General features: G+C 56.7%; 11 protein-coding genes. All 11 read right to left on the bottom strand.

The window, feature by feature from the left end; translation table 11 throughout:
• Window positions 1–168 precede the first annotated feature (168 nt).
• Window positions 169–1,467 (bottom strand): glycosyltransferase, encoded by a 1,299-nt coding sequence (locus tag ABYV26_RS10365; RefSeq protein WP_372680716.1) that lies wholly within the window; start codon window positions 1,465–1,467, stop codon window positions 169–171.
• A 31-nt stretch (window positions 1,468–1,498) separates the two neighbouring features.
• Window positions 1,499–2,449, bottom strand: a complete 951-nt coding sequence (locus ABYV26_RS10360) for a UDP-glucuronic acid decarboxylase family protein (protein WP_372680714.1) — start codon at window positions 2,447–2,449, stop codon at window positions 1,499–1,501.
• Window positions 2,450–2,524: 75 nt separating this feature from the next.
• The gene (locus tag ABYV26_RS10355; protein ID WP_372680712.1) at window positions 2,525–3,349 is read right to left on the bottom strand and encodes a glycosyltransferase; all 825 of its coding nucleotides are present in this window, start codon (window positions 3,347–3,349) and stop codon (window positions 2,525–2,527) included.
• Window positions 3,346–4,422, bottom strand: coding sequence for a lipopolysaccharide heptosyltransferase II (waaF, locus tag ABYV26_RS10350; RefSeq protein WP_372680710.1), 1,077 nt, complete (start codon window positions 4,420–4,422; stop codon window positions 3,346–3,348). The genes ABYV26_RS10355 and waaF (ABYV26_RS10350) overlap by 4 nt, the downstream gene beginning before the upstream one ends.
• Window positions 4,419–5,453, bottom strand: a complete 1,035-nt coding sequence (waaF, locus tag ABYV26_RS10345; RefSeq protein ID WP_372680708.1) for a lipopolysaccharide heptosyltransferase II — start codon at window positions 5,451–5,453, stop codon at window positions 4,419–4,421. The genes waaF (ABYV26_RS10350) and waaF (ABYV26_RS10345) overlap by 4 nt, the downstream gene beginning before the upstream one ends.
• A gap of 21 nt (window positions 5,454–5,474) precedes the next feature.
• Window positions 5,475–6,395 carry a lysophospholipid acyltransferase family protein gene (locus ABYV26_RS10340; protein ID WP_372680706.1) on the bottom strand — a complete coding sequence of 307 codons (921 nt, stop codon included), beginning with the start codon at window positions 6,393–6,395 and terminating at the stop codon, window positions 5,475–5,477.
• A gap of 152 nt (window positions 6,396–6,547) precedes the next feature.
• On the bottom strand, window positions 6,548–7,363 hold the full coding sequence (locus ABYV26_RS10335) for a phosphoribosylformylglycinamidine synthase subunit PurQ (RefSeq protein ID WP_372680704.1): 816 nt from the start codon (window positions 7,361–7,363) through the stop codon (window positions 6,548–6,550).
• Window positions 7,360–10,356: an AIR synthase-related protein gene (locus tag ABYV26_RS10330; protein ID WP_372680702.1), complete on the bottom strand. Its 2,997-nt coding sequence runs from the start codon at window positions 10,354–10,356 to the stop codon at window positions 7,360–7,362. Before ABYV26_RS10330 ends, ABYV26_RS10335 begins: the two co-directional genes overlap by 4 nt.
• A 7-nt stretch (window positions 10,357–10,363) precedes the next feature.
• On the bottom strand, window positions 10,364–11,728 hold the full coding sequence (gene rseP / locus ABYV26_RS10325; protein WP_372680700.1) for an RIP metalloprotease RseP: 1,365 nt from the start codon (window positions 11,726–11,728) through the stop codon (window positions 10,364–10,366).
• A 10-nt stretch (window positions 11,729–11,738) separates the two neighbouring features.
• Window positions 11,739–12,902 (bottom strand): 1-deoxy-D-xylulose-5-phosphate reductoisomerase, encoded by a 1,164-nt coding sequence (locus tag ABYV26_RS10320; RefSeq protein WP_372680699.1) that lies wholly within the window; start codon window positions 12,900–12,902, stop codon window positions 11,739–11,741.
• 13 nt (window positions 12,903–12,915) lie between these two features.
• On the bottom strand, window positions 12,916–13,126 hold a 211-nt coding region (locus ABYV26_RS10315), incomplete at its 5' end, for a phosphatidate cytidylyltransferase (RefSeq protein ID WP_372680697.1).

Genomic DNA, 13,126 nt, shown 5'->3' with positions numbered 1-13,126 from the left:
TTGAACACTGTCAGCCATCCGTCTAGCCCTGAGCATATCCTTGTCATAGGACTTGCAGAACAGCACCAGATCATGCATCGTGTTTCTTTCCGGTATAAGATGAAAGCCTATTTTCAGTTCCCTCGCTACCCCTTCGCAAGCGGCGGGGAATGCGCTCCCTGTCGCGTTTCAGTCCAGACTCGCGGTGATGTGGATCAATTGATCAACCGCCTTTTCGATCGTAAAGACACCCCGGCCCTTCAGTTCGGCAACGCCATCATTCTCCCACTCATCCAAAAAGGCTTTCAGCGCGCGGACAATCGCGTTGACATCTCCCTTTTGGATGGTGACATGACCGCCTTCCTTCAGGATCCGGTCGGCTTCCGAACCTTCCAGGACGATTCCCAACACCGGCCGGCGCGTCAACACGTATTCATATAGTTTCGACGGGATGTACTCTGCTCCGGCGGTGCTGTCTCCTTGCATCAAAACCAGCACATCACAACGATGCATTTCCTCGATGACCTGTTGCCTGCCCGATTTTCCGGTTTTTGGATCGTGCTCAATGCGTCCGTGGAGATGAACCATTTCGTGGACGTCACAGCGATCCAAAAGATGTCTCGATGTGCGGTCCAATTGGGATCCGTAAACATCGAGGACCACATCCCTGGCAGCCTGTGGGTGTTCCCGCTTCAATACATCCAAGGCTTTGAAAACATCACCCAGATTGCGGTCATCGGCAAGGGATCCGAAATGCCCTAAATGAAATTGTCTTCTTTTTTCGTAGCCAACCGTGCCGACCGGCGGGGGGTTCGCTCCAGGCCTCAACACATGCCCCTTGCCGGACACCCCGGTCCTGTTTTCGGCACTGGCCAATGCTTTTTCAGTAAAGTAAATCACTGCATCGGCATGCTTGAAGATCAATGTTTCAAGCCATCGGTGAAAACGATAGCGCTGGTAGCGTCTCTTCTGGATGTCCATGATCAGCGGATCATGAACCTCCGCCAGCCATGGCAGGCCGCACATCCTTGAAATCAAGTACCCCGCCAGGTGCGTGCTCGAGGGGCCTGCCGTTGAATACACGAGGGCAGGACGATTTTTTTTGGCCACCCGCCACCCTTGAATCGATGCGGTAAGGAACCAGGACCAGTGACTGTCGAGGTTGATAAAGAGCTTTTCAATCAACAGGAAAGGAAGCAGCGGCAGGGTCAGCAGGGCTTTCAGCAAGCGGCGCAGCGACAAAGCCTTTGTTTTTCCGGCGATGACGTGACGGGCTTCGAACAGGAAGCCTGAAGGTGCGGGGCTGAATACCTGACAATGGGGAAAACGGCGGTCTTTTATACCGGTCGGTGCGCTGACGACCATGGGCATCACGCCTCGTTCCATCAACAGGGGAAGCCTGTCGGTGATCGTCTGGCTGGCGGCCCGGCCATCCATATTGAAACAATGGGCCACAATCAGCCATTTTTTGGGTGCATCCGCGTCCATCACCGACCCACCCTCCAGAAGGCTTGGCGCATCATTTCTCCGAGAAAAGCGTTTCAAAATAGGCAATTGTTTTTTCCAGCCCGGCGTCCAGATCGACAGCAGGCTGCCACTTTAAAATATCTCGAGCCAGGGAGATGTCGGGTTTTCGTTTTCGCGGATCATCGATCGGCAGCGGGTGGTGTACGATTTTTGAGGTTGATCCCGTAATCTCGATTATTTTTTTGGCCAATTCCAGGATGGTAAATTCACCGGGGTTACCGAGGTTGATGGGCCCGGTTACCGCGTCGTCTGTTTTCATTAATCGGACTAAGCCTTCGATCAGGTCGTCGACGTAGGCAAAGGATCGTGTCTGAGAGCCGTCACCGTATATGGTGATGGGTTGATCATTTAACGCCTGCACAATAAAGTTGGACACCACGCGGCCGTCGTTCGGATGCATTCGTGGACCATAGGTGTTGAAAATCCTGGCTATCTTAATCTGCAGTCGATGCTGCCGCCAGTAGTCAAAAAACAAGGTCTCGGCACAGCGCTTCCCCTCGTCATAACATGATCGGGGGCCAATGGGGTTGACACTGCCGACGTAGGATTCAGGTTGGGGATGGACATCGGGGTCACCGTAGACTTCGGACGTCGACGCCTGTAATATCTTCGCCCGACGTCGTTTTGCCAGCCCAAGCATGTTAATGGCGCCATGAACATTGACTTTGGTGGTCGCCACCGGATCGTTCTGATAGTGAACCGGTGATGCGGGACACGCAAGGTTGTAAATTTCATCGACCTCCACATACATCGGAAAGGTGATGTCGTGCCGCATGAACTCAAAATTATGATCGCTCAGCAGATGCGCGATATGATGCTTGCTTCCCGTGTACAGATTGTCGACACAAAGGACATCCTGCCCTTCTGCAAGGAGTCGTTCACAAAGGTGCGATCCGAGAAAACCGGCACCACCGGTGACCAAAACGCGTTTATTGAAATACATGCGATCATCGTCCTTTATCAGTTTAGACAGAAACACAATGGCCAAAATGGTATGGGCAGTTGCCGATGCACCGGGTCAGTGGCTGGAAGACGCCACAATACCCCCCTCTTCCGATAAACGGGAATACCCTTTGACCGCCGTCTTTCGCCTGGTGTTTGTGATCGTCTGCAGTTCTTCATCCAACCTGTCCCGCTGCCTGTTTTTGATGGAGGGATGAAAAAGGTGATATTGAAGGGCTGAAAACCACAAGTTCTTAATCTTGACCCCGCTGTGGAACAATCGATAGCAGATATCCGAATCCTCCCGTCCCCACAGCTGATCGAATGTTTCATCGTAACCATCGACCCTGATGAAGTCCGATCGCGACATGGAGAGGTTACAGCCCCTCAACGACGTCTGAAAAGACTTTTTCCGGCCCATCAGTTTTCCCAACGCGGTCCATCGCAGCGCATTTTTTCTATTCTCTAGCCCCTTGGAGAATAAAGAACAGGGCATCACCTGCTTGGTTCTGAATGCGTTTTGGGTTTGATCATTCGACAGGAACGCACGCTTGCCCTGCAGAAAACATCCGGTCTCGGCCATGCTTAGATGATCCTTAAGAAAATCGGGATGAAGCACCACATCGTGATCCATAAAGACCAGATATTGTCCGGACGCATACTTTACCCCCATATTTTTAACTCTGGCCTGGCGGATTCCATCGTCTTCGTGCTTCACATGCCTCCAGGGCAGATCCGTATCAGACAACACCTGCTTGACGGTCGCATCCGTGGCTGCCTGGGAGCCATCATCAGCGATGATGACTTCATAGTCGCCGATGGTTTGATCGACGACGGATCGAAGGACCAGATCCAATGCCTCCGGCCAATTATATGTGGTGATGATAACCGATACGTTCATTGCACAACCGTCCGCCGGTTTTTGAAATTGTCGATCCGTTGGATATGCGACAGGACCCTATCCACTGAAATGTCCGTCATGCATCGGCACCGGTGGCTATCGCAGCGACGTTTAAAACAAGGGCTGCACGAAGGAGCCGTGCGGATGACCTGATGACCAGGGCCAAACGGGCCGGTCCGCCATGGCGCGGTCGGGCCGAAAAGGGCCACCACCGGGGTGTCCATCGCCGCCGCCAGGTGCATGGGGCCGGTATCGGTGGTGACGAGAAGCGCGGATTGGCGATAGAGGGCCGCCAGCATGTTCAAACTGGTTCGCCCGGCCAAGTTTGCCGCTGTTGCCTTCATCATTGAACGGATGCCATCCACGACCTGCCGGTCGGACGGACCACCGGTAAACACGACATCAACGTGGTAGTCATTAACCAAACGGTCGGCCAGCAGGGCAAACCGGTCATTCAGCCACAGCTTGGTTTCCCAGAGGGCGACGGGGTTAATGGCCACCAGTGGACGGGTGCCGGATATATGCTGACTTTCCAATAAGGCCTTGACTGCAGCATCGTCACCATCGGAGACAGGAATGTCGTATACCACGCTTTTTGTATGGATGCCGATGGCCTTTAAAAGCATCAACCCCCGGGTCAGGGCATGCACTTCCATATCCACCGGCGGAATGCGTTCATTCAGAAGCAGATAGCTGTGTTCCTGATGCTGCATCCCCTTGTCGAAACCGATTTTTCGTTTTCCCCTGGCCAGCCAGACCAGGACGCCGCTTTTAAGCAGCCCCTGGAAATCAATGACCATGTCGTAGCGGGTGTCGCGCAGTTCGCCCAAGAATTCACGAATCTCAGAAAGTGCCGTCCAGCGCCCCCGTCCTTTCAGCTGGTCGATCCAGTGCTTGCGTTTCGATACGATCACACGATCCAAAGCCCTGTGCCCGACAACCAGGTCCGCTGCACCCGCTTCAACCAACCAGGTGATGTGGGCCATCGGATAGTGCTCACGCAGGGCGTTTAACGCCGGCAGGGTATGGATCACGTCGCCAATGGCGCTGAGTTTGACGATTAGAATCTTCACAGCAGGCCTTTTACGGCATCGAACACCATGTCCACCGACACCCGTTTCATACAGTTGTGGTGGATCAGCGGGCAGACCGGCTGCATGCAGGGGCTGCATTCGATGGGCACTCGAACGATCCGGCTGGTCGGGCTGTGCGGGCTGGTGGTCGTCCAATTGGTAGAGCCGAAAATGGCCACCAGGGGCGTGTTCAATGCGGCGGCCACATGCATCAGGCCTGAATCGTTGGTTACCAGGGCATCACATCGATCGATCAGCGCCATGGCTTCACTCAGGCTGGTTCTGCCGCTGAAATCGATGACCGGACCAGTCATCATTTGGGTGATAGACCGTCCCAGATCCTGGTCCGACGGTCCGCCGAAAATTACGATGGTGGCCCCTGATTCACGTCTTAGCCGGTCTCCCAATGCAGCATATCGTTCGGGGAGCCATTGTTTGGCTGGACCAAAGGTGGCGCTCGGATTCAGGCCGATGACTCGCTTGTCCGGATCGACCCCATGTTGGCTGAGTAATCGACGGGCCTTCCCTTGATCGTCTTCACCAACAACAAGCTCCAGTTCGGCAGTCCCCGGCCGGAGGCCGACACCCTTCAGGATCTCCAGGTAGTAGCCGGTTTGGTGAATCGACTTGATCGCCTTGGTGCAACGCACCGGGTGGGTCAGTAAAAGCCGACGGGCGTCGGTGTCGAACCCGATGCGGCGGGGGATGCCGGCCATCAATGCAAGCAACGCCGCTTCGATGGCATTTTGGAGCAAAATGGCTGTGTCGAATCGATGGCGGCGCAGCTCCTTGGCCAGACGGATCTTCCCGCTCACACCCTTGTGTCTCCCGTATGCATCAAACACGACGATTTCATCAACATGCGGGCTGTGGGCGAATACCGGCGCCACCCACGGTTTGGCCAACATGCTGATGCGGGCATTGGGGAAGTTGCCCCGGATGGTCCTGACCGCCGGCGTGGTCATCACCGCATCACCGATCCAATTGGTGGACCGGATGAGAATTCGCTCAGCTTTTGCGAGCGTGGGCATGCGTGTGTTCATAACAGTGGATTACTTTCTGGGCCAAGGGGAGTAAGGTTTGGTCTTCCATCGCCGATGGAGCCAGAACCACTGATCGGGTTGTCTGCGAATGCCATCCTCGATAACCTTGGTGTATCGTGCTGTATTGACTTCAATATCCGTGGTTCGGTCACCGGTAGTCACCGGCGGAAGGATCTTGCCAAATACGGCTCTAAAGCCCCCCGCTTCGCGATAAAGAAATACTGGCAGCACGGGTGCCCCGGTTCTCAGGGCAATCACGGCCATGGCTTTGCTGGTACAGGCCGGGTGACCGAAAAAATCCACCCACACACCGTCGTAATAGTCCACGTTCTGGTCCATCAACATGGCTACGGCCTCACCTTTTTTCAACACCTTCAATATTTTGAGCAGCGCGTTGCGGGACGGTATCAGCTTGGCACCGAAACGGGATCTCGTTTTCTCAAAAAAAAGGTTCAACGGTTTGAAGTCGAGCGGCCGGTAAACGATGTTTATGGGAATGCCCGTCCTTTTCCCGACAATGGATAAAAGCTCCCAGTTACCTATATGAGCGGCAATCACAAGGATCCCATTACCCTTTTCATGGGCCGCTTTGAAATTCTCCAGCCCTTCGACGGCGATGACTTGGTCCAACGTTTTTAAACTTACAGTCAACGACCACGCCACCTCAAAGAGGATCTGGCCCACATGTCGGTATACCGCTTTTGCAAGGGTTAACTGCTGCGTCTGGTCCAGTTCCTTGCCCAGAGCAAGCGCAATGTTATTTAGCGTAATCTCTCGGTGCCGCCTGTCCAGCCAGAACCCTGCACCGCCGAGCAGGTTGCCGATTTTTTTGCTGATTGCACGAGGAATTCGCCCGATCAATAAAAACAAGCGGATCAGGATTCGGTATATGTGCAACTCCCTTTTTGTCAGCAGTCTCTGGTTGTTCATATTTCTGGATTTGCTGTAACGGATGTTGAATGCCGGAATGGTTTAGCCTATCGCTGCCGTTGGCGTGATCTAAACCGCACGATGGGAGATGGTCGAATGATGATTGAGCCCTCCCCGCGGCAAGCGGCGGGGAATGCGCTCGCTAGCGCGGTTCAACTGAAATAGGCCACGGCATTTTCAAAGATCCGGATGCCATCTCCCCGCCGGCCATCAGTGCTTATCCCGGCCCGATTGAGCTTTTCCATTTGCCGTGTCCAATCGGGATGATTGGTGACATGGTTGTAGGCTTCCGGGTGCGGCATCAGGCCAAAAATGCGTCCGGTGGGATCACAGATACCGGCGATGTCCGCCAGGGAGCCGTTGGGATTGTGAGGAAAGGCCCCGTCGGCCAACTGGCCGTCCGGCATGGCATATTGCATGACGACCTGATGGTTGTCCGCCAACGTTCTCAGTGTTTGGTTTTGCGCATAGAACTTCCCCTCACCATGCCTGACCGGCAGCTCGAGGGTCTGAATGTCTTTGGTGAACACGCATGCCGAGTCCGAATCGATCCTCAGGCGGACCCATTGGTCGCGAAAATTGCCGCAGTCGTTGTAGGTCAAGGCCACGGACCGCCGGGTGTAATCCCCATCGACCCCGGGCAACAACCCAAGGTTGACCAGGGTTTGAAATCCGTTGCAGATGCCGATGATCAGCTTTCCGGCAGCCACGAAATCGAGCAGACGGTCGCCGATGTTCGTCTTCAGGCGCAGGGCCTGAATCACCCCGGCGCCATGATCATCGCCCCAACTGAAGCCGCCGCCAAAGGCCAGAATCTGGAAATCATCCAGACGCACCTCGCCGGCGATCAGGGCGTTGATGTGTGCCCGCTTGGCCTCGGCCCCGGCAAGTTCAAAGGCATATGCTGTTTCATGATCACAGTTCAGGCCAAACCCCGTCAGCACCAGTACGTTCGGTTTTGCGCTCATATCAGATCCTCAAAAGGCCCTTTCCAGGCCGACTTCATTCGTTCGACAGGCAAGTCTGCCAGGCACTTGCCATCGAAGCCGGTGATTTTCAATTGCGGCGTCTCGGTCACCTCTCCCACACAGGCCGCCGGATGACCGGCAACCAGCCGTTCAAAGGCTTCCTGATTGTCAGGGGCCACGGTAACGATAAACCGGCCGGCGCTTTCCGAAAACAGCAAGGTGTCGTCCCGGTCGATGCCTTCCGACGGCACCAGGCGCAGGTCCACCGACAGGCCCAACTCGCCCCCCATGGCCACCAGGCCCAGATGAACGGCCAGCCCGCCTCTGTAGATGCCGTGGCAGGAAGCCAGAAGACCCATTTTCACCGCTTTTGCCATGGTGCGATAGCGGGCGGCAAAGGTATCGGGGTCGACGATGGGGGCGTTCAAGCCCACATGGCCCAGGTGCTCATAGTACTCCGAGCCGCCCAGTTCGTTTTTGGTGAGCCCGACGATCCAGACCCGATCTCCGGGGACTTTGGCATCCATGGTGAGGCATTGACCCACGTCCTGAATCACGCCGGCAACCGAGAACTGCAGCGTCTCCAGCGCCGAGACCTTGTGGGTTTCACCATAGCGGCCCGGCAGATACCCGTCCACGTACATGGAGTCCTTGCCGGACAGCAGCGGAATGCCGTAGGCCAGGCACATCGTTTTGAGTGCCCGGCACGAACGCACCAGCTGGGCGGCTTTATGCTTGCCGTCCGGATTTTTCAGCGGATCGTACTGGATGGTGGGCCAACAGAAATTGTCCACGCCGCCCAGATGGTCCGGATCCCCTCCCACGGCGATGGCTCGGCGCACGGCTTCGTCAATGGTGCAGGCGGTCATGTGATAGGCATCGATGGCCGAAAGCATGGGGATCAGCGCCTGTGAGAAAACCAGGCCCTGCTGCGAGCTCAGCACCGGACGAATGACGGCCGCATCGGAGGGGACATCCCGCCCGGCGCCGACCAGGGGTTTGATCACGCTGGTGCCCTGCACCTCATGGTCGTACTGGCGACACACCCACTCCTTGGAACAGATGTTGGGTCTCCCGAGCATATCCAGGAACAGGGACGCGTAATCCTCCGGAACGCCCAGCACAGGCTCGGTCAGGCCGCGCAGGGCCGGCGACCGCCAGACCGCATCGAACTCCCACTGGGGAAAGGCCGATGTGAGCAGATCCAGATCGATGTATGCACAGGTGGCCCCGTTGTAAGTGATATGAAGCTTCCCGGTATCGGTGTAGGTGCCGATCACGCTGCTCTCGACAGCATGCTGCCGACTCAGCGCCATGAAACGATCCAGATGCGCAGGATCGATGGCGACGGTCATGCGCTCCTGGGATTCGGAGATCCAGATCTCCCATTGGTCCAAACCGTCGTATTTCAGGGGCACCTTTTCCAGCTGGACATCGCAGCCGTTGGAAAAAAGCGCACTCTCGCCGATGGAAGAGGAAAGCCCGCCGCCGCCGTTGTCGGTGATGAAGCGGATCAGCCCTTCGTCGCGGGCCTCAAGCAGAAAATCGTGCATCTTCTTCTGGGTGTACGGGTCCCCGATCTGGACGTGCCCGGCCGGCGTGTGCTCGGAAAAGGAAGCCGAAGAGGCGGTAACGCCGTGAATGCCGTCTTTGCCCACCCGGCCGCCCAGCATAATGGCCAGGTCCCCGGGCAGGATAGTCTTTTGATCCGATGGCTCGCCGTTGATCTCAGCCGGCATGATGCCCAATGCCGTCACGAAAACCAGGCATTTTCCCAGGTATCCCGGGTGAAACATCACTTGCCCGAAGGGCGTGGGGATACCGCTTTTATTGCCGCCGTCGCGCACCCCTTCGATCACCCCATCCAGCAGGCGCCGGGGGTGAAGCCGCGGTTTTAGGTCTCCTGAGTAATCACGCGGCCCGACGCAGTAGCCGTAGCTGCCCATGATCAGTTTGGAACCTTTGCCGGTGCCCATGGGGTCCCGATAAATACCCACGATGCCGGTAATGGCCCCGCCGTAAGCTTCCATGTTGGATGGCGAGTTGTGGGTTTCCCCGGTGATCACGTAGTGGTGATCGGGGTCAAAACGCCCCACCCCGGCATTGTCCCAGAGCACGGAGACCACCCACGGCTTTTGCGCCTTCAGGGCCAGCGTGGGGCCTTCGATAAACGTCTTGAACAGGCTGTCAATGGTCTCCGTTTTTCCGGTCTCCAGGTCCCGATAGTGGAACCGGCCGCCAAAGGTGTTGTGGTTGCAGTGATCGCTGCGTGCCTGGGAGATGTATTCCAGCTCCACATCCGTGGGATCTGACAGGGATACCTGTCGGCGTTGCCGCTGCACGTCCGGCTTTAGAAAATAGGACCGGATGGTGGGGATGTCCCTGGGGTTCAGGGACAGGCTGCGCTGGTCGCTGAGCCGGGTCAGCGTCTCGTCGCTGTCGATGGACAGGGTCGCCACCTCTGGCTGATGGTCGAGCATCACCTTGGGAATGACAAACCCGATGCCAAGGGCAGGATCCCACTGGCTGTGGTCGAAGACCGCCCACTGCTGGATGATGTCGTTGGCCAGCAGCTCGCCGGCAATTTTTTCGACATCCTGGCGGGTGACGCCGCTGCCCTTCAGACAAAACCGTTTAGACGTATAGACCGCTTGCCCGGGTTTCAGCCGCAGCCGCAACAGGTCTTCCACCGCCTCCACGGCGGTGGCGCCGGGATTGTCGCGGACACCGGGGCGATACCCGACCCAGATGATCCAGTCGAAATCCACATCCAGGGGCTGCAGGGACGACACCTGGGTCACCGGGTTGGTGAATATCTCCGTGCGCGCCCGCTCAACCTGATCGGCGGTCAGATCCGCATCGATGGTGACGATATGAATGGTGCGCACCTGGTGCAGATCGATGTCAAAATAGTTCTTGGCTTTGAGACGCAGGGACTGCCCCTCGGCGTCAAGAAGCTGCTCCCTCAAGGTGATTTCGATTCGTTGCGGCATGGTTTCCTCAGCTTGAAAAAATGCGCATAATATCATTGTAGAACACAAAAATCATCAGCAGAATCAGGATAAAAATACCGGCCTGCTGGGCGATCTCACGCATGCGGACGTTGATGGGGCGACGAATGGCCGCCTCGATGAAAAAAAACATCAGGTGACCGCCATCGAGAACCGGAATGGGCAGGAAATTGAGCACGGCCAGGTTGATGCTCAGTACGGCAATGAAAAAAATCAGATTGGTAAATCCTGCTTTGGCCTGCTGCCCAGCCATTTCGGCGATCATGATGGGACCGCCCAACGTCTTGGTGGAGACCGTCCCCTTGATCAGCTTGCCGATGCTCAACAGGGTCAACCGGGAGATCTGGTAGGTCTGGTCCACACTCTCTGCGACCGCCTCAAAAAAACCCCGTTTGATGGTGATGCGATCGGCATCGGGAATATCGAGGCCCGGTGTGGAGATGCCGATCCGGTAACTGTCCACCTTCTCCCCAAGCACGTTTTCCTCACTGAACAGAACCGGCACGATGTCGACCGAGAGGTTTTCCTCGCCGCGGACAACCCGCAACCTCATCGGCTCGCCATGGCTTTGGGAGATGATCGCTTTCATCGTATTCCAGCTGTCTACCGGTTGATCGTCGATGGCGACGATCAGATCCCCCGGCTGCATGCCGGCCTTTTTGGCCGGGTAGCCATCGGCGACTTCTCCGACAACGGCCTTTAAGGGCGCCAATCCGGAAAAACCGATATCGTAGTAGGGGGCATCGTCCCCCAAAATATCCTTGGCCACCTTGGTTTGAGGGACGACCGAGACATCGAAAAAAGAATCCTCACGTTTGGCGCTGATGCGCACGGCGCGGCCATGGCCATCGGCGACCAGCCGGTTGATATCGCTCCAGGAGGCCACCGTCGACCCGTCGACAGCCACAACCAGATCGCCGGTCTGAAGACCTGCCTGGGCTGCCGGGCTCTCCTTGGCCACATGGTTGACGACCGGGCGGATATCCTCGGTACCGATGAAGATGAAAAAGCCGGTATAGATAATCACCGCCAACAGCAGGTTGAAAAAGGGACCGGCAGCCACAATCATGATCTTCTTGAACACGTGTTTGTGGGTGAACGAATAGGGTATCATCTCCGGAGCCAGCTCGGCATCGGGTTCATCCCCCACCATCTTGACGTAGCCTCCCAGGGGAATGGCGGAAATTCGGTAGTCGGTCAACCCCACGGTTCTGCCGAAAAGGCGCGGCCCGAAACCCAGTGAGAATTTCTCTACACCGACGCCAAACATCCGGGCTACGAGGAAATGTCCCAGCTCATGGAAGAAAATCAGAATGCCGAGAACGACGACAAAGGCAAAAATATTAGTGGTCATAGGCGATACGTTAACGCTCCTGCCGGTGGATCAGCGCAAGGGCCGTCTCTCTGGCCCAACGGTCCGCCTCGATCAGTTGGCCGAGGTCCGAACCGGTGTTGGCGCAATGACGGTTGAGGGTCTGATCGACAATTTGATAAATTCCCAGAAACGGCAGCCGGTTGTCCAGAAACGCGGCCACGGCCACCTCGTTGGCGGCGTTGAGCACGGCAGGCAGGGTCCCCCCCTGTTCACCGGCCCGGTAGGCCAGGGACAGGCAGGGAAACCGCGCCCGATCTGGCGTTTCGAAAGTCAACTGACCGATATGGGCAAAATCAGGTGATGGAACATCCAGCGGCAGCCGTCCGGGATGGGAAAGGCCATAGGCAATGGCCCCCTTCATGTCCGGCACACCCATCTGCGCCATCACCGCGCCGTCCTGATAGGAGACCATCGAATGAACGATGCTTTGGGGGTGGACCACAACCTTGATCCGGGAAAAGTCGATGTCAAACAGCCACCGGGCTTCGATCACTTCCAGCCCCTTGTTCATCAGGGTCGCCGAGTCGATGGTAATTTTGCTTCCCATGGACCAGTTGGGGTGCCGCAGGGCGTCTCGTGGGGTGATGGAGGTGAATTCCTCGGCCGGACGGTTCAAAAACGGGCCGCCGGATGCGGTCAGCAAAATCTCCCGGATCCCATGGTGACCGTGACCGGCCATGCTCTGGAAAATGGCGCTGTGTTCACTGTCCACGGGCATCAGTTTGACGCCACGAACGGCGATTTTCTCCATCACGATGGCGCCGGCCATGACCAGGGTTTCCTTGTTGGCCAGGGCGATGTCTTTACCGGCGTCGATGGCGGCCAGGGTCGGTACCAAACCGGCCGATCCCACCATGGCACCCAGTACCATGTCGGTTTCCCGACAGGTGGCTGCCTCGACATACCCCGCTTCTCCAAAAACAATTTCCACGTCGAGAGCCGGTGGCAGCAACGCCCTCAATTGCCTGGCATGGTCGGCGTCAACCACGGCGGCCAACCGGGGGGTGAATTCGACAATCTGACGGGCCAGCAATGCCACCTGGGTCTTCGCCGTAAGCGCGATCACCGTAAACCGATCCGGGAATTGTCTTATAATTTCAAGTGCATTTGAGCCAATAGAGCCGGTTGCACCCAGTATGGATAGTGATTTCATGGTCCGATTCTCGTCAGAATATACTGATTTTCAACAGATAGGCAAGCGGCGAGGCAAACAGAAGGGCATCCAACCGGTCGAGAAACCCCCCGTGGCCAGGAAGCAGCGTTCCGGAGTCTTTGATGCCGGCCGATCGTTTGAATTCTGATGCAAACAGATCCCCCACCTGCCCGGCAATGCCGATGACCAATGCGAAAACAATGCATGGCAGGACCGCCAGCGAT

The sequence above is a fragment of the Desulfosarcina sp. genome (genome assembly GCF_041551955.1).
Lineage (GTDB): Bacteria > Desulfobacterota > Desulfobacteria > Desulfobacterales > Desulfosarcinaceae > Desulfosarcina.
The sequence above is the reverse complement of the archived record's forward strand: the minus strand, read 5'-3'. Positions and strand labels throughout refer to the sequence as shown.

Excerpts from the sequence above, each read along its gene's own strand:
- ABYV26_RS10365 (WP_372680716.1), bottom strand. The coding sequence starts at position 1,467 with ATGGACGCGGATGCACCCAAAAAATGGCTGATTGTGGCCCATTGTTTC.
- ABYV26_RS10360 (WP_372680714.1), bottom strand. The coding sequence starts at position 2,449 with ATGTATTTCAATAAACGCGTTTTGGTCACCGGTGGTGCCGGTTTTCTC.
- ABYV26_RS10355 (WP_372680712.1), bottom strand. The coding sequence starts at position 3,349 with ATGAACGTATCGGTTATCATCACCACATATAATTGGCCGGAGGCATTG.
- waaF (WP_372680708.1), bottom strand. The coding sequence starts at position 5,453 with ATGCCCACGCTCGCAAAAGCTGAGCGAATTCTCATCCGGTCCACCAAT.
- ABYV26_RS10340 (WP_372680706.1), bottom strand. The coding sequence starts at position 6,395 with ATGAACAACCAGAGACTGCTGACAAAAAGGGAGTTGCACATATACCGA.
- ABYV26_RS10335 (WP_372680704.1), bottom strand. The coding sequence starts at position 7,363 with ATGAGCGCAAAACCGAACGTACTGGTGCTGACGGGGTTTGGCCTGAAC.
- ABYV26_RS10330 (WP_372680702.1), bottom strand. The coding sequence starts at position 10,356 with ATGCCGCAACGAATCGAAATCACCTTGAGGGAGCAGCTTCTTGACGCC.
- rseP (WP_372680700.1), bottom strand. The coding sequence starts at position 11,728 with ATGACCACTAATATTTTTGCCTTTGTCGTCGTTCTCGGCATTCTGATT.
- ABYV26_RS10320 (WP_372680699.1), bottom strand. The coding sequence starts at position 12,902 with ATGAAATCACTATCCATACTGGGTGCAACCGGCTCTATTGGCTCAAAT.